Origin of the sequence: Citrobacter pasteurii (assembly GCF_019047765.1) — a bacterium.
Lineage (GTDB): Bacteria > Pseudomonadota > Gammaproteobacteria > Enterobacterales > Enterobacteriaceae > Citrobacter > Citrobacter pasteurii.
Window position 1 is genome coordinate 1,235,924 of record NZ_CP077262.1, and the last position, 18,499, is coordinate 1,254,422.

General features: G+C 53.6%; 18 protein-coding genes. 14 read left to right on the forward strand and 4 right to left on the reverse strand.

The genetic code is table 11. From position 1 onward, the window contains the following. The first annotated feature begins 6 nt into the window (after positions 1 to 6). The 5 genes from pgaB to I6L54_RS06075 all read left to right on the forward strand — a co-directional run bounded on the left by pgaB (position 7) and on the right by I6L54_RS06075 (position 4,459). The gene (gene pgaB / locus I6L54_RS06055) at positions 7 to 2,028 is read left to right on the forward strand and encodes a poly-beta-1,6-N-acetyl-D-glucosamine N-deacetylase PgaB (protein ID WP_040232143.1); all 2,022 of its coding nucleotides are present in this window, start codon (positions 7 to 9) and stop codon (positions 2,026 to 2,028) included. Beyond that, positions 2,025 to 3,359: a poly-beta-1,6-N-acetyl-D-glucosamine synthase gene (gene pgaC, locus I6L54_RS06060; protein WP_040232145.1), complete on the forward strand. Its 1,335-nt coding sequence runs from the start codon at positions 2,025 to 2,027 to the stop codon at positions 3,357 to 3,359. The genes pgaB and pgaC overlap by 4 nt, the downstream gene beginning before the upstream one ends. Next, entirely contained in the window at positions 3,356 to 3,862 is a 507-nt protein-coding gene (gene pgaD / locus I6L54_RS06065) for a poly-beta-1,6-N-acetyl-D-glucosamine biosynthesis protein PgaD (RefSeq protein WP_005123367.1), read from the forward strand. Before pgaC ends, pgaD begins: the two co-directional genes overlap by 4 nt. 82 nt (positions 3,863 to 3,944) lie before the next feature. Beyond that, a complete protein-coding gene (gene yjdI / locus I6L54_RS06070; RefSeq protein WP_005123368.1) occupies positions 3,945 to 4,175 on the forward strand; it encodes a 4Fe-4S mono-cluster protein YjdI in 231 nt (76 codons plus the stop codon). An 11-nt stretch (positions 4,176 to 4,186) separates the two neighbouring features. Next, positions 4,187 to 4,459, forward strand: a complete 273-nt coding sequence (locus I6L54_RS06075) for a GNAT family N-acetyltransferase (protein WP_005123370.1) — start codon at positions 4,187 to 4,189, stop codon at positions 4,457 to 4,459. A 35-nt stretch (positions 4,460 to 4,494) separates the two neighbouring features. On the opposite strand, the gene I6L54_RS06080 is transcribed toward I6L54_RS06075, so the two are convergent. After that, entirely contained in the window at positions 4,495 to 5,424 is a 930-nt protein-coding gene (locus I6L54_RS06080; RefSeq protein WP_005123372.1) for a LysR substrate-binding domain-containing protein, read from the reverse strand. A gap of 392 nt (positions 5,425 to 5,816) precedes the next feature. On the opposite strand from I6L54_RS06080, the gene I6L54_RS06085 reads away from it, so the two are divergent. The 7 genes from I6L54_RS06085 to I6L54_RS06115 all read left to right on the forward strand — a co-directional run bounded on the left by I6L54_RS06085 (position 5,817) and on the right by I6L54_RS06115 (position 14,320). Then, positions 5,817 to 6,422, forward strand: a complete 606-nt coding sequence (locus I6L54_RS06085) for an ankyrin repeat domain-containing protein (protein ID WP_005123373.1) — start codon at positions 5,817 to 5,819, stop codon at positions 6,420 to 6,422. Positions 6,423 to 6,539: 117 nt separating this feature from the next. Continuing rightward, positions 6,540 to 7,337 (forward strand): oxamate carbamoyltransferase subunit AllH family protein, encoded by a 798-nt coding sequence (locus I6L54_RS06090; RefSeq protein WP_040232146.1) that lies wholly within the window; start codon positions 6,540 to 6,542, stop codon positions 7,335 to 7,337. Then, positions 7,315 to 8,862, forward strand: coding sequence for an acyl-CoA synthetase FdrA (fdrA, locus tag I6L54_RS06095; RefSeq protein ID WP_040232148.1), 1,548 nt, complete (start codon positions 7,315 to 7,317; stop codon positions 8,860 to 8,862). The genes I6L54_RS06090 and fdrA overlap by 23 nt, the downstream gene beginning before the upstream one ends. Next, positions 8,862 to 10,280 (forward strand): YlbE family protein, encoded by a 1,419-nt coding sequence (locus I6L54_RS06100; protein ID WP_040232151.1) that lies wholly within the window; start codon positions 8,862 to 8,864, stop codon positions 10,278 to 10,280. The genes fdrA and I6L54_RS06100 overlap by 1 nt, the downstream gene beginning before the upstream one ends. 117 nt (positions 10,281 to 10,397) lie before the next feature. Further along, positions 10,398 to 11,948, forward strand: coding sequence for a hypothetical protein (locus tag I6L54_RS06105; RefSeq protein WP_040232153.1), 1,551 nt, complete (start codon positions 10,398 to 10,400; stop codon positions 11,946 to 11,948). A 26-nt stretch (positions 11,949 to 11,974) separates the two neighbouring features. Next, entirely contained in the window at positions 11,975 to 12,925 is a 951-nt protein-coding gene (locus tag I6L54_RS06110) for a carbamate kinase family protein (protein WP_005123380.1), read from the forward strand. A gap of 12 nt (positions 12,926 to 12,937) precedes the next feature. After that, positions 12,938 to 14,320, forward strand: a complete 1,383-nt coding sequence (locus tag I6L54_RS06115) for an amidohydrolase family protein (protein WP_040232154.1) — start codon at positions 12,938 to 12,940, stop codon at positions 14,318 to 14,320. Positions 14,321 to 14,373: 53 nt separating this feature from the next. On the opposite strand, the gene I6L54_RS06120 is transcribed toward I6L54_RS06115, so the two are convergent. After that, complete coding sequence (locus I6L54_RS06120) at positions 14,374 to 15,234, reverse strand: nickel/cobalt efflux protein RcnA (protein ID WP_040232155.1); 861 nt, start codon at positions 15,232 to 15,234, stop codon at positions 14,374 to 14,376. Positions 15,235 to 15,355: 121 nt separating this feature from the next. On the opposite strand from I6L54_RS06120, the gene rcnR reads away from it, so the two are divergent. Next, a complete protein-coding gene (gene rcnR, locus I6L54_RS06125; protein ID WP_005123385.1) occupies positions 15,356 to 15,628 on the forward strand; it encodes a Ni(II)/Co(II)-binding transcriptional repressor RcnR in 273 nt (90 codons plus the stop codon). 52 nt (positions 15,629 to 15,680) lie between these two features. On the opposite strand, the gene I6L54_RS06130 is transcribed toward rcnR, so the two are convergent. Beyond that, the gene (locus I6L54_RS06130; protein WP_040232157.1) at positions 15,681 to 16,910 is read right to left on the reverse strand and encodes an amino acid permease; all 1,230 of its coding nucleotides are present in this window, start codon (positions 16,908 to 16,910) and stop codon (positions 15,681 to 15,683) included. A 142-nt stretch (positions 16,911 to 17,052) separates the two neighbouring features. Then, the gene (locus tag I6L54_RS06135; RefSeq protein WP_040232158.1) at positions 17,053 to 17,508 is read right to left on the reverse strand and encodes a multidrug/biocide efflux PACE transporter; all 456 of its coding nucleotides are present in this window, start codon (positions 17,506 to 17,508) and stop codon (positions 17,053 to 17,055) included. A 100-nt stretch (positions 17,509 to 17,608) separates the two neighbouring features. Here I6L54_RS06135 and I6L54_RS06140 point away from each other — a divergent pair, with 100 nt between their 5' ends. Beyond that, complete coding sequence (locus I6L54_RS06140) at positions 17,609 to 18,493, forward strand: LysR family transcriptional regulator (RefSeq protein WP_005123388.1); 885 nt, start codon at positions 17,609 to 17,611, stop codon at positions 18,491 to 18,493. The last annotated feature ends 6 nt before the right edge of the window (positions 18,494 to 18,499 follow it).

Consider the following 18,499-nt stretch of genomic DNA (forward strand, 5'->3'; position numbering starts at 1 on the left):
TTGTTCATGCTGAAAAGATGCCTATGGCTTAGCGCACTCATCGCTGGCTGGTTGATGATTACCGCGTGCAGCAGTGCGCACAATACGACGCCTCGCTATGTTCCTCCTGATGAGAGAACGCCGCTGACGGCTGATCACCCGTGGCCGAAAAATAGTTTTTTGGTTCTGGGCTATCACGATGTAGAAGATGATGCAGCCGATCAGCGCTACCTCTCTGTGCGTACCAGCGCGCTGAGCGATCAAATAGCCTGGCTCCGTGATAATGGCTATAACCCGATCAGCGTTCAGCAAATTCTGGATGCTCATGACGGTAAAATCGTGTTGCCGGAAAAAGCGGTGCTGCTCACCTTTGATGATGGATATAGCAGTTTCTATACCCGTGTCTGGCCGCTGCTGAAAGCCTACAACTGGCCAGCCCTTTGGGCACCTGTTGGAAGTTGGGTGGATGCCCCTGCGGACAAAAAAGTCGATTTTGGTGGCCTGATGACGGCGCGCGACAAATTCGCCACCTGGAAGATGGTCGAGGAAATGGGCAAATCGCCGTTGGTGGAAATCGGCGCGCATACCTGGAACTCGCACTTCGGTGCTGAGGCGAACCCGCAAGGAAGTAAAGAACCTGCTGTGGCAAACCGTCTTTACGATAAGAAAACCGGCAATTACGAAACGGACGAGCAATACTATCGCCGTATTAATACCGATATCTCTTTGATCACCAATAAAATTAAAGCGGTAACGGGGAAATCGCCACGTGCGTGGGTCTGGCCTTACGGTGCCGCCAGCGGTACAACCTTAAATCTGGCCAAAGAGCAAGGTTATAAGATGGCGTTTACGCTCAATGAAGGGCTGGCGAATGCGGCATTCCTTGATGATATCCCGCGTGTACTGATTTCTGATAACCCATCGCTCAAGCGTTTTGCCAGTCAGGTTGCTCAGGTGCGTGAGCCGCAGACGATGCGCGTGATGCATGTCGATCTGGATTACGTCTATGACAAAGACCCCGCCCAGCAAAAGAGAAACATCGATAAGCTGATTCAGCGTGTCTATGACATGCGTATCTCTCATGTCTTCCTGCAGGCGTATGCCGATCCGCAGGGCGACGGGAATATTCGCGAGGTCTATTTCCCTAACCGCTGGCTGCCGATGCGCGCCGATCTGTTTAACTATATCTCCTGGCAGTTACAAACCCGTGCAGGGGTTACCGTGTACGCCTGGATGCCGGTGCTGGCTTTCGATCTGGACGCCTCAATTCCGCGTGTAACGGCATGGGATCCGAAAACCGGACGTACCGCGATCAACCGCGAGAACTATGTCCGTCTTTCACCCTGGAGCAGTGAAGCGCGTCAGCGCATTACCGAGATCTACGAAGACCTGGCGAAGCACGCCAGCTTCAAAGGCATCTTGTTCCATGACGATGCCTTCCTGACGGATTTTGAAGATGCGTCGCCGGAGGCGTTAGCCGCCTACCGTGCCGCAGGACTTCCGGGAAGCATTGAGCAAATCCGTAATAACCCTCAGGCGTTTGAGCGCTGGACTCGCCTGAAAAGTAAGATGTTGATCGACTTCACTAAGCAGTTGACGCAATCGGTACGCAATATTCGCGGTCCGCAGGTACAAACCGCCCGTAATATCTATGCTATGCCGGTACTGGAACCTGAAAGTGAAGCCTGGTTTGCGCAAAACCTGAATGATTTCCTGAATACCTATGACTGGACAGCCCCCATGGCGATGCCATTCATGGAGAAAATTCCGGCCAATGATGCTAATGCCTGGCTTGATCGACTGGTGAATGCTGTCGCACAGACGCCCGGCGCGCTGGATAAAACCGTGTTTGAACTGCAGGCACGCGACTGGCGTAAATCCGGGGAACAGGCCGAAATCAGCGGTAAACAACTCGCCGAATGGATGCGTCAGCTTAAGTTAAGCGGCGCAGGCAACTACGGCTATTACCCGGATGATTTCATCAGCGATAAACCTGAGATGTCAGAGATTCGTTCGACGTTCTCCTCATACTGGTACCCGCAAAAATGACCGATCGCATAATTGCTTTCCTGATACTTTGCCTGATGTTCAGCCTGCCGTTTGGCGTGGCTGTTGTCTTCACGGGTGAAGTGATGTTGAACTTTGTCTTCTTCTGGCCCTTGTTCATGTCTGCATTGTGGATAAGCGGCGGGGTCTATTTCTGGTTTTACCGTGAGCGTCACTGGAAATGGGGAGATGAAACGCCGCCGCCAACTCTGGAGGGAAATCCGCTGGTCTCGATTTTGATCCCGTGTTTTAACGAAGGGATCAACGCGCGCGAGACGATCGAGGCTGCATTGGCTCAGCGATATAAGAATATTGAAGTTATTGCCATCAATGATGGTTCGACAGATGACACGCACGATGTTCTGGAACAGCTGGCAACAGAGTACCCAAGCCTGCGAGTGATTCACTTAGCGGAAAACCAGGGGAAAGCCTTGGCTCTTAAAACCGGTGCAGCTGCAGCGCGCAGTGATTACCTGGTCTGCATCGATGGGGATGCGTTACTGGATCGTGATGCTGTCGCCTATATCGTGGCCCCGTTGATCCAGTTCCCGCGCGTTGGTGCGGTGACCGGTAACCCGCGTATTCGTACCCGCTCGACGTTAATTGGCCGTGTACAGGTCGGCGAGTTCTCGTCGATTATCGGCTTGATCAAGCGAACTCAGCGAGTCTACGGGCAGATATTTACCGTTTCAGGTGTTGTTGCCGCGTTTCGTCGCCGGGCGTTGGCTGAAGTTGGCTACTGGAGCCCGGACATGATCACCGAAGATATCGACATCAGTTGGAAGCTGCAATTGCGCCACTGGTCGGTATTCTTTGAGCCGCGTGCCCTGTGCTGGATCCTGATGCCTGAAACATTGAAAGGACTGTGGAAACAGCGCCTGCGCTGGGCACAAGGTGGTGCGGAGGTGTTTATCGTTAACATGCGCCGCCTGTGGTCGTGGGAATTCCGCCGTATGTGGCCACTGTTCCTTGAGTTCTGTTTCTCTACCGCCTGGGCATTTGCGTATGCGGTTAGTATCGTGCTGTTCCTGTTAGGGCTGCTATTCCCGATGCCAGACACGCTGTATGTTCAGCATCTGTTCCCGCCAGCCTTCACTGGGCTTATCCTCGGCGTAGTCTGCTTGTTGCAGTTCGCGGTGAGCCTGATGATTGAACGGCGCTATGAAAAAGGGATTGGGGCCTCATTGTTCTGGATCATCTGGTTCCCGGTGGTGTACTGGATGCTGAGTCTGTTCACCACGCTGGTGGCGTTCCCCAAAGTGATGCTCAAACGCAAACGCGGCAGGGCACGCTGGGTCAGTCCTGATCGTGGTATCGGGAGGATTGAATCATGAACCAACCGCTGATTTTTACCGAACGGCGTCTGCTGCCGCGGGTGATCGACGTCGTGTTGACGCTTGTTGCCTGGATTGGGTTCTTATACCTGATTTATAAAGGGTTGATCGTCGCACTGGCGCATTCACCGCATATGGGGGTTCGCCCCTTTTTCACGACCCTGGATACGGTGACGTTTTACATTCTTATTGCCCTGGTCAATGGTCTGGTGCTTATTGGTTGGGCTAAGTACAACCAGTTTCGTTTCCGGGTGGAACGCCGCAGTCGCAGACCGGGTCTGGAAGATCATGAGCTGGCGGAAAGTTTACGCATTACCCGCGAGCTGGTGACAGAGCTGAACAAGGCGAGGGTGCTGACGGTTCACCATCATGAAAGTGGTGAGATCAGTCATATCGATGTGGACAGGGATATCGCCGATAACCGTCTGCCGCCACCGACGCCTGCGATGCTGGAGTATTTGCCACCAGAGCAGCAGCCGTCGTGGCAGAGACGGTCTGAGTGATATTTCTGCTTTCAGCGGCTTCCTTCAGCCTCGCATCGGTCTATGATTAGACCCAGACAATAAAAAAATGTGAGGCAATGTCGTGGATAAGGAACTACTGGATGCAGGTTACCGGGCCTATACCGGCGAGAAGATTGATGTCTATTTCAACACGGGGATGTGCCAACATTCAGGCAATTGCGTACGAGGAAGCGCAAAACTTTTCAACCTGAAGCGTAAACCGTGGATCATCCCGGATGAAGTCGATGTTGCGACGGTTATCAGGGTTATTGATACCTGTCCGAGTGGTGCACTGAAATATCGCCAGAAATAAGTGAGGGAACCATGGAAATTCTTGCAGGCCACAACAAATTTTATGTTAACGATGCTGAAGGCAGGCAGGTCGCCGAGATTGTTTTTGTGCCGACGGGCGAGCATCTGAGCATCATTGAGCATACTGATGTCGACCCTAGTCTGAAAGGTCAGGGCGTGGGTAAGCTGCTGGTAGCGAAGGTGGTGGAGAAAATGCGCGCCGAAAACCGCAAAGTGATCCCGCTGTGTCCGTTTGCCCGGCATGAGTTTGATAAAACTCGCGAGTACGACGATATTCGCGCCTGAAGACTGATTTTCGCCGGATAGTCTTATCCGGCACATCACTGCCGATGCAGCAGATCCTGATAAATCCCCGTCAGTACCCCTTGTGGGCCAAACTCTTTTTTAATCCACTGCGTTACGCGACCGGTTGCCGCGTGCTGGGTTGCCAACAGCATGCGTGAATCCTGACGAGGGTTATGGATCTGTCGCGTGACCAGCAGCGACTTTTCCATGGCCTCGCGCACCATATAGTCCGGCAGAAAACCGATGCCTTCACCCAGAATCTGGCACTGACACTTGGTATTAAAATCAGGAACCAGAATCGACTCCTGCCCGTGCAGCAACCAGCCGACCTTCTTGTTGATGGTGTGCGCGGTGTCCTCCACCATAATGTTCGGGTACAGACGCAACTGACTTTCTGAAATCGGCTCAGGCATAAACGCCAGTGGGTGATCCGGTGCGATAGCGAACGACCAGCGGATCGCACCGATTTCGGTGTAATCAATCCCGCCGCCGTCCAGCAGGGTATCGGGCGCGCCAATAGCGATGTTGGCGAGGTTGTTGATGATCGAATCCCAGACGCCGTTATACACCTCGGTGGTGACGGTTATCTGGCAGGTCGGAAACTGCTTTTTGAGTACCTGTAACAGCCGTGCAGTATGCTGTGGGGTATACAACAACTGGTTAATGCAAATGCGTACCCTGGCTTCAATACCCTGGGCGATGGTATCGATGCTGCGCTTGATGGCGTGGAAGTCATTCAGCAGGTCGGTTGCTTTGCGAAAGAAGTAGCGACCGGACTCGGTGAGCTCAATGCTGCGGGTACTGCGAGTAAACAGTACCACATCGAGCCCCATCTCCATGCGTTTGATGGTGTAGCTGATGGCCGACGTTGTTAAGCCAAGCTCCTCTGCGGCCTTGCTGAAACTGCTATAGCGCGCTGCCATCGTAAAGGCCAGCAGGTTTTCCTCGGTAAAAATTGAATTCATCCGTTCTCCCCTCAGGCCATGCTGCGATGCCCACGATACGATGATTGTTGAATGTATTTGTAATCCTTATCGAGAGCAATCAGTTTTGAACAGAATTTAACACTAGAGTTACATTTGATTTGAAGGCAATCACACTTCTGTATTTTAGTTGCGACCCACTATCCGTGCTGCATACCGCCTGATTTCCCCAGGCTCTGATTCATCGCTAAAACGGCTTCCGTCATAAGGGAAAGATTGCACTACAGCACGTTTTACCCTCATTATTAAATTTGATTCAACAATCGACACGCTTACGATGAATGAAATTTAAGCGGATGTTATTCTCTAAACTCTGTTGCTATTCTCAGGTTATCGGAAATATGAAGAGTCTAAAAAACTGCAGGAGAGTGATTATGTCAGAGAAAGAACTTATTACTGAATTTCTGCTGGCGGCAGAACAGGGTAACGCCGAAGGATTAAAATCCTGTCTGGAAAAAAATGTGGATATTAATGCCACCAACCGCCAGGGCCGTACTGCCATTATTATTGCCAGCCTGAATAAACATTATGACTGCGTTTCTTTATTGATTGCTGCCGGTGCTGATATTAATAAACAAGATCAAACCTGTTTTAATCCATTTCTGATTAGCTGCCTGACAAATGATTTAACACTGCTGCGCACGGTATTACCGGCTAACCCGGATCTTGAGCGCCTGAGCCGTTTTGGCGGTGTCGGCATTACGCCTGCCAGTGAGAAAGGTCATGTAGAGATCGTGCGCGAGCTGCTGCTGCGTACCGATATTAACGTCAACCACACCAATTTCGTTGGCTGGACGCCGCTGCTGGAAGCTATCGTACTTAACGACGGTGGCGCGAAGCAGCAGGAGATCGTCAAGCTGCTGCTCGACCATGGCGCGAACCCGCACATGACGGATAAATACGGTAAAACCCCGCTAGAGCTGGCGAGGGAAAAGGGGTATCACGAAATCGCCGAGCTGCTGATTGCCGCCGGAGCCTGACAGAGGAGCGCCGCTATCGCCACGCCATCACGGCGATGCGTTCGGGCGCTAACCGCTGACGGCGCGTTTCTTTCATTCCGGGGTACCGGGCGAGTCGAACAGGTTTTTTCCCGCGCGGTGAATCTGTTCATACCCGAGCAGCAGCGATTATTGACGTTACTGAGTGAAGGCTGTGATAACGCGCCCAATAGCTGTCGGCTGGCGCTGACGCATTGTGAAGACCTGTTTCATCCCGGTCAGCCGGTCAGTTTTACCGAATCAGGGATTGTCGTTGGTAAGGATAAGTGGATAGAGACTTCCGGGTGCCTGCCGTGGCGAATGCCACAGTGGACGCCAGATGCAACAGCGTTTGCGGCTATTCGGTGGCATCGCTGGGAAGAGTGTCTCCGCCAACAGCTTAAAAACGACGACACCTTATTTCTGTACCAGGGTGACAACCCGTTTTATCAGGAAATCACCCGTGAACTACTCCAGCGTCGCCAGACATTAATGACGGCGCTGAACACAGGAGAAAATATCTCTGCTGCCGTCAGCCGTTTAATTGGCCTGGGTATTGGGCTGACGCCATCATCCGATGATTATTTAGTGGGTCTAAGTACCATCTTATTTATTCCAGGACACCCGCTGGGAAAATATCGGGGAGAGTTTTTCGCCGCCTTGCAGCGTGACGGAAATAATACGACATTGCTCAGTAAAATTACGCTGGAGGAGGCTTTTCATCAGCGCTATCGGGAAAGTGTCGCACGACTGCTGAACCATATTATTAATGAGCAACAACCCGTTTCTACGCAATATATAACTGATATTAAAAATATCGGCTCAAGTTCTGGCTGCGACATGCTATACGGCATGGCGGATGCCTGCGCCCTGAGCCACAGGTCCGGAGGGAATTATGTCGATCAGGATAGTTGTTAAAAAGAATACGTATTTTGATTCTGTCTCACTGATGTCTATTTCAACACGCGCAAATAAGCTCGATGGTGTGGAGCAGGCGTTCGTGGCAATGGCGACAGAAATGAACAAGGGCGTGCTGAAGAATCTTGGCTTGCTCACGCCTGAGCTGGAAGACGCGAAGAGTGGCGATCTGATGATTGTCATTAAAGGCGCGAGTGAAGCGGCGAACGAGCAGACGCTGGTAGCGATTGAGGATCTGTTCACGCATAAAGAGCAGGGCGGCCAGCATGAAGCGCGCTACGCCACGCTTGCCAGTGCTAAAAAGCACGTACCTGACAGTAACCTGGCGGTTATCTCGGTTAACGGTCTGTTTGCCGCACGTGAGGCACGTCAGGCACTGCAAAATAACCTCAATGTGATGCTGTTCTCGGACAACGTTTCTCTTGAGGACGAACTGGCGCTTAAGCAGCTGGCACACGAAAAAGGACTGTTGATGATGGGGCCAGACTGCGGGACCGCCATTATTAACGGCGCGGCGCTGTGTTTTGGTAATGCAGTACGTCGCGGCAACATTGGTATTGTGGGGGCATCCGGTACCGGTAGCCAGGAACTGAGCGTGCGTATTCATGAGTTTGGCGGCGGTGTTTCCCAACTGATCGGCACGGGTGGACGCGATCTAAGCGAGAAAATTGGTGGTCTGATGATGCTTGACGCGATTGGCATGTTGGAAGCCGATCCACAAACCGAGATCATTGCGCTTATCTCCAAACCGCCTGCGCCAGCGGTGGCTCGCAAGGTGCTGGAACGCGCGCGCGCTTGCCATAAGCCTGTTGTGGTGTGTTTCCTTGGACGTGAAGCTGCGCCTGCGGATGAAAAAGGCCTGCAGTTTGCACGCGGTACTAAAGAGGCGGCGTTGAAAGCAGTGCTGCTGACCGGCGTGAAAAAAGAGAGCCTGGATCTGCATCCGCTCAACTGGCCGCTGATTGAAGAGGTTCGCGCCCGTCTGACGCCACAGCAAAAGTACATTCGTGGGCTGTTCTGCGGCGGCACACTGTGCGATGAAGCGATGTTTGCCGCGATGGAAAAACATGCTGAAGTGTACAGCAACATCCATCCGGATCCGGCGTTCCGCCTGCAGGATCTTAACCGCAGCGTCGCGCATACCTTCCTCGATTTCGGTGATGATGATTTCACCAACGGTAAACCGCACCCGATGATCGATCCCACCAACCGCATTAGTCGTCTGTTGCAGGAGGCGCGCGATCCTGACGTCGGCGTGATCGTGATGGATTTCGTCCTCGGCTTTGGATCGCATGAAGATCCGGTCGGCGTGATGCTCGACGCGATCGTTGAAGCCAAAGCGATCGCCGCTGCAGAGGGGCGTCCGCTGGAGATCCTCGGCTATGTGCTGGGAACCGATCAGGATACGCCGTCGCTGGAAAAACAGTGCCAGATGCTGACCGATGCCGGGGTTATCTGGGCGAGCAGTAGCACCAACACCGGATTGCTGGCGCGTGAATTTATCTGTAAAGGGGAGGAAGCCTGATGAGCCAGACGCTGTTTAACCAGCCGCTGAATGTGATTAACGTTGGCATTGCGATGTTCAGCGATGACCTGAAAAAGCAAAACGTACCTGTGACCCAACTCGACTGGACGCCGCCGGGCCAGGGCAACATGCAGGTGGTTGCTGCACTGGATCAGATTGCCGATTCTCCGCTGGCAGACAAAATTACTGCCGCTAATCAGCAGGCGCTGGAACGCATTATCCAGTCGCATCCGGTGCTGATTGGCTATGACCAGGCAATCAATGTCGTGCCGGGGATGACCCGCAACACCATCCTGCATGCCGGGCCGCCGATCCGCTGGGAAAACATGTGCGGCGCAATGAAGGGCGCAGTCACCGGTGCGTTGGTGTTTGAAGGGCTGGCGAAAGATCTGGATGCAGCCGCAGAACTGGCGGCTTCTGGCGAAATCATCTTCTCTCCGTGCCACGAGCATGACTGCGTTGGCTCGATGGCGGGTGTTACGTCAGCATCCATGTTTATGCACGTCGTTGAGAACAAAACCTACGGCAACCGCGCATATACCAATATGAGCGAGCAGATGGCGAAGATCCTGCGCATGGGGGCGAACGATCAAAGCGTTATCGATCGTCTGAACTGGATGCGTGATGTGATGGGCCCAATGCTGCGCGATGCCATGAAGCTGGCGGGAGAAATCGATCTGCGTCTGATGTTGGCGCAGGCGCTGCACATGGGGGATGAATGCCATAACCGCAACAATGCCGGGACTGCGCTACTGATTCAGGCGCTGACGCCGTGGATCATTCAGACCGGTTATCCGGTTGAGCAACAGCGGGAAGTGTTTGAATTCGTCCTCAGCAGCGATTACTTCTCCGGGCCGACCTGGATGGCGATGTGTAAAGCGGCGATGGACGCCGCCCACGGTATCGAATACAGCACCGTGGTGACGACGATGGCGCGTAACGGCGTTGAGTTTGGTCTGCGCATCAGCGGCTTACCGGGTCAGTGGTTTACCGGTCCGGCGCAACAGGTGATAGGTCCGATGTTTGCGGGCTATAAGCCGGAAGATTCCGGTCGTGACATCGGCGATAGCGCGATTACCGAAACCTACGGCATTGGCGGTTTCGCCATGGCGACGGCACCAGCTATCGTGGCGCTGGTGGGGGGAACAGTTGAAGAAGCGGTCGATTTCTCTCGCCAGATGCGTGAAATCACCCTCGGTGAAAACCCCAACGTCACCATTCCACTGCTGGGTTTTATGGGCGTACCGACCGCGATAGATATTACGCGCGTGTGCAGCACCGGTATTCTGCCAGTGATTAACACCGCCATTGCGCACAAAGACGCGGGGATCGGCATGATCGGCGCCGGAATAGTTCACCCGCCGTTTGCCTGTTTTGAAAAGGCGATCCTCAACTGGCGCGACCGCTACTGCCAATAACAATAACCGGGGCTAACGCCGTTAGCCCCACAGTAGCGAAGCGAAAAACGTTGCTTACCTGCAGGGCTGGGCGATCCCTGGGATCGCAAACGATGCTTAACCTGTGAAGGATATTCCATGAACAGCATAAAACTAGAATGGAAACGTGGTGACTGGGCGGCTTACTTCGGGCTGATGACCAACAACCTGACTAACCTGCTGACAATGATGGGGCTGCTCATTTTTGTTGTCGGCATCCCGACTGAAATAGTTTACGGCCGCATTGCGCCAGCCTTTGGTCTGGCGGTGCTGGTGGCCAGTATCTGTTACGCCTGGTTTGGTTTGCAGATGGCAAAACACACCGGCCGTAATGATGTGACGGCGCTGCCGTCCGGGCCCAGCGCACCGTCAATCTTTACCGTGACGTTCCTGGTGCTGATGCCGGTTTATCAGCAAACCAAAGATGCGAACTTCGCCATCCAGATAGCACTGGTATGGTGCTTTGTGGAAGCGTTGATCCTGGTGGGCGGCTCCTTCCTGGGCGAGACCATCCGCAAGATGATCCCGCGTACGGTACTGCTCTCCTGTTTATCCGGTCTGGGTCTGCTGCTGTTGGCGATGAACCCCATGCTGCAGGCGTTTGAAGCGCCGACCGTTTCTTTCATCGTCCTGTTGCTGATTTTCATCAACTGGTTCGGTAAGAAGCCGATTTTTGCTCGTATTCCTACCGGTTTGCTGTTGCTGATTGCCGGTACGGCCCTGGCGTGGATCTCCGGTTTACAAAGCCCGGAGGCCATTAAAGCGTCGATGTCGTCTTTTGGCTTTAACCCGCCAGAAATCCATGTCGACAGCTTCCTGCAAGGATTACCGCATGCGTTGCCGTATCTGGCTTCTGCAGTTCCGCTGGGTCTGGCGAACTATATTTTTGACCTTGAGAACATTGAAAGTGCGCACGCGGCGGGGGATGAGTACAACACCCGTAAGGTGATGATGGCGAACGGTTTTGCCTCCATGCTTGGCTGCATGCTGGGCAACCCTTTCCCGGTGACCGTGTATGTTGGGCATGCGGGCTGGAAAGCAATGGGCGCCAGCATCGGTTATACCCTGGCATCTGGTATCACCATGTTCCTGGTACCGCTGTTTGGGCTGGGCGCATTTATGCTCGCCATTATTCCGATGACCGCGATCGTGCCGATTCTGGTGTTTATCGGCGTGGTGACCGCTAACCAGGTGGTACGAGAAACGCCCAAAGTCGAGGTTCCCGTTATCTTCATCTGCTTGTTCCCGTGGATTGCCAACTGGGCATTGACCATCGTTAACAGCGTGATGGGGGCCGCCGGAACCTCTGCGGGGAAACTGGGGAGCGATCTGCTGCACAGCAAAGGTGTCTATTACGACGGACTGGTGCATCTGGGAAGCGGTGCGCCGCTGGCCAGTATGCTGTGGGGCTGCGTCGCTATCTTCGCCATCATGAACAAGCCGTTACGTGGGGTGATTGCCGCTGCCTTCGGTGCACTGCTGTCGCTGTTTGGTGTGATTCACTCCCCGGCAGTCGGCTTTGCTGAGGGCAGCTCGATGATGTTTGTTGTGGCCTACCTGATGATGAGCGGCATGTTTGTCCTCAAGCATGTTCTTGATAGCCGTGAAGCGGTGACTGCGCCTGAGCAGGAACCGACGAAAACGACCTGAATCGCCTGTAAGCGGAAGATAACACTATGAAAGAACTTGTGGTCGTTGCCATTGGCGGCAACAGCATTATCAAAGATAACGCCAGCCAGTCGATTGAGCACCAGGCTGAAGCGGTAAAAGCGGTGGCGGACACGGTGCTGGAGATGTTGGCATCGGACTACAACATTGTGCTGACACACGGTAACGGACCGCAGGTGGGGCTGGATCTCCGGCGTGCTGAAATCGCGCACGAACGTGAAGGTTTGCCGCTCACTCCGCTGGCAAACTGCGTCGCTGATACTCAGGGCGGTATTGGCTACCTGATCCAACAGGCGCTGAATAACCGCCTGGCGCGACGCGGTGAGCAGAAGGCGGTGACGGTGGTCACGCAGGTAGAGGTCGATAAGAACGATCCAGGGTTTGCGAATCCAACCAAGCCGATTGGCGCCTTCTTTAGCGCAGCGCAGCGCGATGAGCTGCTGCGGGTCAATCCGGGCTGGCATTTTGTGGAGGATTCCGGACGCGGCTACCGCCGGGTTGTGGCCTCCCCTGAACCAAAACGTATTGTTGAAGCAGAGGCGATCAAAACGCTGACTCAGCAAGGTTTTGTGGTGATTGGCGCGGGCGGCGGTGGGATCCCGGTTGTACGTAGCGAGCACGGGGATTATCACAGCGTGGATGCGGTGATTGATAAAGATCTCTCCACTGCGCTGCTGGCGCAGGAGATCCGCGCTGACATTCTGGTGATCACTACTGGCGTAGAGAAAGTGTGTATTCACTTCGGTAAGCCCAACCAGCAGGCGCTGGATACTGTGGATATTGCGACAATGACCCGCTACATGCAGGAAGGTCACTTCCCGCCGGGCAGCATGCTACCCAAAATTATCGCCAGCCTGACGTTCCTGGCACGTGGCGGTAAGCGGGTGATCATCACTACGCCGGAATGCCTGCCCGCCGCACTGCGCGGTGAAACGGGTACCCACATTGTCCATTCCTGAGAGGAGATGCGAATGAAGGAAAGTAACAGCCGCCGCGAGTTTTTAAGTCAGAGCGGAAAAATGGTCACTGCTGCTGCGCTGTTTGGCGCAGTGGCTCCGGTCACGTATGCTGCTAATCCTGTCGGGAACACCTGCGGGTCGAAGAGCACGATGACGATTAACGATAAACACTACTACCTCGATAACGTTCTGCTGGAAGCGGGATTTGATTACGAAAATGCCGTGGTGGTACATACCCGTACTGCACTGCAAACCGTTGAAATTCAGGATGGGAAGATTGTTGCGCTACGCGAGAATAAGCAGCATCCGGATGCGACGCTGCCGCACTACGATGCGGGTGGAAAGCTCATGCTACCCGCGATGCGCGATATGCACATTCATCTGGATAAAACCTTTTACGGTGGCCCCTGGCGTTCTCTGAACCGTCCGGCGGGCACCACCATTCAGGATATGATCCGCCTGGAGCAAAAGCTGCTACCCGAACTGCAGCCTTATACTCAGGAGCGGGCGGAAAAGCTTATCGATCTGCTGCAATCAAAAGGGACATCGATTGCCCGCAGCCACTGCAATATTGAGCCAGTTTCCGGGCTGAAAAACCTGGAAAACCTGCAGGCGGTACTGGCGCGTCGCCAGCCGGGTTTTGCCTGCGAAATCGTGGCGTTTCCACAACATGGCCTGTTGCTATCGAAGTCTGAACCGCTGATGCGCGAAGCGATGCAGGCGGGGGCGCATTACGTCGGCGGCCTGGACCCAACCAGCGTGGACGGGGCGATGGAAAAATCACTCGATACCATGTTCCAGATTGCGCTGGATTACGATAAAGGCGTGGATATCCATCTACATGAAACCAGTCCAGCGGGCGTGGCGGCGGTGAATTATATGGTGGAAACGGTGGAGAAAACCCCGCAACTGAAAGGCAAGCTGACCATCAGCCATGCGTTTGCGCTGTCCACGCTGAACGAGCAGCAGGTGGATGAACTGGCAACCCGCATGGCGGCGCAGCAAATTACCATTGCTTCGACGGTGCCGATTGGCACGATGCACATGCCGCTGAAACAGCTGCGCGATAAAGGCGTGGTGGTGATAACCGGGACCGACAGCGTGATTGACCACTGGTCGCCGTATGGCCTGGGGGATATGCTGGAGAAAGCCAATCTGTATGCTCAGCTGTATATTCGCCCGAACGAACTCAACCTGTCGCGGGCGCTGTTCCTCGCCACAGGCGATGTGCTGCCGCTCAACGATAAAGGTGAACGTGTCTGGCCGAAAGCACAGGATGACGCGAGTTTTGTGCTGGTCGATGCCTCCTGCTCTGCGGAAGCGGTCGCGAGGATTTCCCCTCGCACCGCGACCTTCCACAAAGGGCAATTAGTGTGGGGAAGCGTCGCAAGCTAGTCCTGCTACACGCGCAGCGGCACAGGTTGCTGCGCGTTTCCCTCTGTTGGCTGTTAACCGGCGATCCCCAGATAGCCGTGAATCCCCATATATATGCCGACCATGCCGATGAGTGCACTGGAAAAATAGGGTGCTTTACGCGCCAGCGTGTTAAATCCGCTCCAGCGTTTTGCCGCCTGCTGTACGCTGATAGCCGCGCCAACCCCTACCGTTACCAGCGTTATCGCCAGTCCGAGGCTAAAGCACAGCACCATCGTTGCCCCCAGCGTAAAGGCTTTGAGCTGGATACAAATCAGTAAGACGGTAATAGCCGCAGGACACGGGATCAGACCACCGGTCAGACCAAACAGCAAAATTTGCCCGTTGGTGACCTCTTTGCCCGCAAAGCGGCGCTGGATATCGTTGGCATGTGCGCGTTCGTGCGCGTCCTGATACTCTTTCGAACCCTCGCTCAGCCCTGCCAACGCGGCATGGTTATGATCGTGGTCGTGGTTGTGGTCATGTTCGTGATGATGATTGTGATCGTGGTCATGGTCATGGTCATGGTCATGATGTGTCTGAGTCAGCCAGTTCTGCTCGCCTTGCCATGTCCGCCAGAACATCCAGAATGCAGTGCCTAAAATAATGATCGCCGAGACAAACTGTAGCCAGGGTTCGACGGCCTGGGCCGTGAACGCTTTACTGATATACATTCCGCCAAGTGCAATCAGCCATACTATGGCCGTATGCGACAGGGTAGCCGCCAGCCCCAGCATCACCGCCTGCTTGATAGTCCCCTTTATGGCAATAATAAACGCCGCCATCATTGTCTTCGAATGCCCCGGTTCCAGGCCGTGTAACACCCCCAATAAAATTGCACTGGGAATGAAGAACCAGGCGTTGCCTTGCTGAAGAAGCGTAGAAAATTCACCCATGAGAATGATTCTTAGTTGTCTAATTTTGCCTGATTCTACTCCCCCCCAGTATCAAATACTACCCCCCAGTAGAATGTCGATGGTATTGTCGCTACGGATTTACGTTAATTAAGGTAATGCTATGTCACATACGATCCGCGACAAACAGAAGCTCAAAGCCCGTGCCAGTAAGATTCAGGGCCAGGTAGTGGCGTTGAAAACCATGCTGGATGAACCGCATGAATGCGCGGCTGTATTGCAGCAAATTGCGGCGATCCGCGGTGCGGTAAACGGATTAATGCGTGAGGTGATTAAAGGTCATCTGACCGAGCATATTGTGCATCAGGGCGATGAAATAAAGCGTGAAGAGGATTTGGACGTGGTCCTGAAGGTATTGGATTCTTACATCAAGTAAGGCGGAGTGCGGCTCATCCACGCGCTGATGAATGAGCCGTTGATAACGTCATTTAGCCAAAAAACATCACGGATACGCACAACAGACCGACAATCAACGTTATCAGGTTACCCACTGAACGGTACGGCTTCAGCGCCGGGATCAGATAGGTCGATAACGTCGGCATGATAAACAGAATCATGGCAATCAGCGGCCCACTGATCGCGTAAATCATTGAAATGGCATTAGGGTTAATGCAGCAGATGATAAACGTGATGCTTGAGACCAACATAATGGACAGGGCGCGGTTAAAGGCCCGGCTTTTCTTCACACCCACCTGATGCAGCGACGTTTTTACGACTTCTGTCGCCCCTTCAATCACGCCAAAGTAGGTGCCGAGGAACGATTTTGACATCGCCACGACGGCAACAATAATCCCGGAGATTGACAGCCAGGCCGGCGCGTTTGGCATCATCGACAGTGCTGACAGGATGGTCACGCCTTCATTCTTTGCATCCTCGATATAGTTTGTCGGAATCGAAAGCAGACAGCTAAAGACGAAAAACAGTACGCTCAGACAGATGATGACGTAGGCGACCTTCATGATTTTTTTGCATTTACCCATGGCCTGCTCGCCGTATTTCTCGCGTCTGTCGATGGCAAACGTGGAGATAATGGGCGTATGGCTAAAAGCGAAAACCATCACGGGGATAGAGATCCATACCTGATGTAACGTGTGCTGATCGAAAGACATCTGGCCGGTGAGTAGCGTCGGCTGCCAGCTTCCGGTCAGGTACAGCGAAAGGAATAAAAAATACGCGATGAGCGGGAACACCAGAAAGCCCATCACCCGGATGGTGGCTTGTCGACCCATCAGAAAAATTAAATTCAGTACCAGCACCACGCCCAGACTGACCAGCATACGCACGCGAAGATCTATCGCGATATGTTTTGCCAGCTGCTCGGTGAGTGAATTGGTTATCGCCACGGCGTAGATCAGCACCACCACAAAGAAAGCAACAAAATAGAGGGTGGTAATCAGGCTACCTATCTTTTTGCCGTAATAGTGGGTGACCGCGCCGGTGATCCCTTCACCTGCAGAGGTTTTTGATGACAGGATAAACTGGCACAGCGCCTTGTGCGGCCAGTAGGTTAAAGGCCAGGCGACGAGTGCGGTGATAAACAGCACCACCGCGCCTGCAGAACCCAGCTGTATGGGAAGGAAGAGGGTTCCTGCGCCGACGGCAGTCCCATATAGTGCGAAGCTCCAGAGAGTCTCTTCTTTTGACCAAAATTTCGACATTATTTGAACGTATCAACTATAAAATAAACAAAAAGAAGCGCAATTTACCACAAATGAGAGGGGCTGGGGGAAGTGTGAACAAGTGGGCTGGTGAATGGATGAATAGCCGGAATTGAGAAAATTCCGACTATTGTTTGAATTATCAGGCAGTAACGCGCTGCTGACGACGCTTCATTACGCGCTCGCGCAATGTGTCATACGCCCAGTTATAGAACATGGTGTACGGCAGGAAGAAGAGGAAGAAACCTATTTCCAACGTGAATGCCTGAAGCAGGCTGACGTTCAGCACATACGCCACGATGCTTACCCCGATGACGATAAAACCACTCTCGAAACCTAAGGCGTGGAATGCGCGGACTTTTGCCGTACGTTTCACCAGATGTGACGGCCATAAGCGGTCAAACAGGGCGTTATAAATGATATTCCAGATCATCGCCGTGGTAGCGAGAATAATAGTCAGTCCGCCCATTTCCAGCACCGAGCGCTGCATTAACCATGCGGTGGTTGGTGCGAGGATCGCGGTGGCAATGCCTTCAAAGCAGACGGCATGAAAAATGCGCTCCATTAACGAGCGACGTTGGACTGTATCGTGTTGCATAACCTAAACCTTCTTTGATGCCTGGATAACGGAATGGTGGCAATTTTATCGTTTTATGTGATATCTAAAAGATAGTATCCATCGATAAAGTAGATAGTTCATGCGTTACTCTCCTGAAGCGTTGACGGCATTTGTAGAGACCGTCTCCTGCGGCTCATTTTCGGCTGCGGCCCGGCGACTGCGCAAAAGCCAGTCCACCATCAGTACGGCCATTGCGCATCTGGAAGCCGACCTTGGTTTTGCGCTGTTTGACCGTTCATCACGCCAGCCAACGCTGACCGAAGAAGGTAAGCGGGTGCTGGGTTATGTGCAGGCGATTCTGTCGGCGAGCGATCGTCTGGACGAAGCGGCGATTTCGCTGTCGGGTGAAACGGAAGCGCGTCTGACCTTCGTGTTGTCAGATACGCTGCATCCGGATGTGCTGGAAGAACTGATGGTGCAGTTTGACCGCAAGTTTCCCCATACCGAGTTTGAATGTCTGATTGGTGAAGACGAGGACGTGATCGATCTGCTGCAAAAAGGACGTGCTCAGGTGGGGTTGATCGAAGCGCGGCAGGATTACCCGACCGACATGGGCGTCACGCGTCTGCCGATGCAAACCTGGATGGGATTATATGTCGCGGCTTCGCATCCGCTGGCGGGCCAGGAAAAACTGCAGTGGGAACAGCTCCACACCTGGCGCGAGCTGCGTCTGAATACCTATCTGGAAAGCCGCACCAACGTGGCGCGCGGCCCCGTATGGTCTGCTCCCAACTATTTGTTACTGCTGAGTATGGCGGTTCAGGGATTCGGCTGGTGCGCGCTGCCTTGCGCGCTGGTAGAAGAATTTGCGGCAGAAAAGCCGCTGGTTCCATTGACGCTGCCCGGTTGGCCAAAGGCTATCTCTATCGATCTGTTGTGGAATAAGAAATCCCCGCCTGGCGTGGCGGGAAGTTGGCTGCGCGACCATTTACAGCAGAGTGGCGTTCAGATGACCAATAAATGATACGAA

What these genes read in the sequence shown, in the direction of transcription:
- I6L54_RS06130 (WP_040232157.1), bottom strand. Translation starts at nt 16,910, where the DNA reads ATGTCGAAATTTTGGTCAAAAGAAGAGACTCTCTGGAGCTTCGCACTA.
- pgaB (WP_040232143.1), top strand. Translation starts at nt 7, where the DNA reads ATGCTGAAAAGATGCCTATGGCTTAGCGCACTCATCGCTGGCTGGTTG.
- I6L54_RS06105 (WP_040232153.1), top strand. Translation starts at nt 10,398, where the DNA reads ATGAACAGCATAAAACTAGAATGGAAACGTGGTGACTGGGCGGCTTAC.
- I6L54_RS06085 (WP_005123373.1), top strand. Translation starts at nt 5,817, where the DNA reads ATGTCAGAGAAAGAACTTATTACTGAATTTCTGCTGGCGGCAGAACAG.
- rcnR (WP_005123385.1), top strand. Translation starts at nt 15,356, where the DNA reads ATGTCACATACGATCCGCGACAAACAGAAGCTCAAAGCCCGTGCCAGT.
- I6L54_RS06110 (WP_005123380.1), top strand. Translation starts at nt 11,975, where the DNA reads ATGAAAGAACTTGTGGTCGTTGCCATTGGCGGCAACAGCATTATCAAA.
- I6L54_RS06100 (WP_040232151.1), top strand. Translation starts at nt 8,862, where the DNA reads ATGAGCCAGACGCTGTTTAACCAGCCGCTGAATGTGATTAACGTTGGC.
- I6L54_RS06120 (WP_040232155.1), bottom strand. Translation starts at nt 15,234, where the DNA reads ATGGGTGAATTTTCTACGCTTCTTCAGCAAGGCAACGCCTGGTTCTTC.
- I6L54_RS06135 (WP_040232158.1), bottom strand. Translation starts at nt 17,508, where the DNA reads ATGCAACACGATACAGTCCAACGTCGCTCGTTAATGGAGCGCATTTTT.
- fdrA (WP_040232148.1), top strand. Translation starts at nt 7,315, where the DNA reads ATGTCGATCAGGATAGTTGTTAAAAAGAATACGTATTTTGATTCTGTC.
- I6L54_RS06080 (WP_005123372.1), bottom strand. Translation starts at nt 5,424, where the DNA reads ATGAATTCAATTTTTACCGAGGAAAACCTGCTGGCCTTTACGATGGCA.
- I6L54_RS06115 (WP_040232154.1), top strand. Translation starts at nt 12,938, where the DNA reads ATGAAGGAAAGTAACAGCCGCCGCGAGTTTTTAAGTCAGAGCGGAAAA.
- I6L54_RS06140 (WP_005123388.1), top strand. Translation starts at nt 17,609, where the DNA reads ATGCGTTACTCTCCTGAAGCGTTGACGGCATTTGTAGAGACCGTCTCC.
- pgaC (WP_040232145.1), top strand. Translation starts at nt 2,025, where the DNA reads ATGACCGATCGCATAATTGCTTTCCTGATACTTTGCCTGATGTTCAGC.
- I6L54_RS06075 (WP_005123370.1), top strand. Translation starts at nt 4,187, where the DNA reads ATGGAAATTCTTGCAGGCCACAACAAATTTTATGTTAACGATGCTGAA.
- pgaD (WP_005123367.1), top strand. Translation starts at nt 3,356, where the DNA reads ATGAACCAACCGCTGATTTTTACCGAACGGCGTCTGCTGCCGCGGGTG.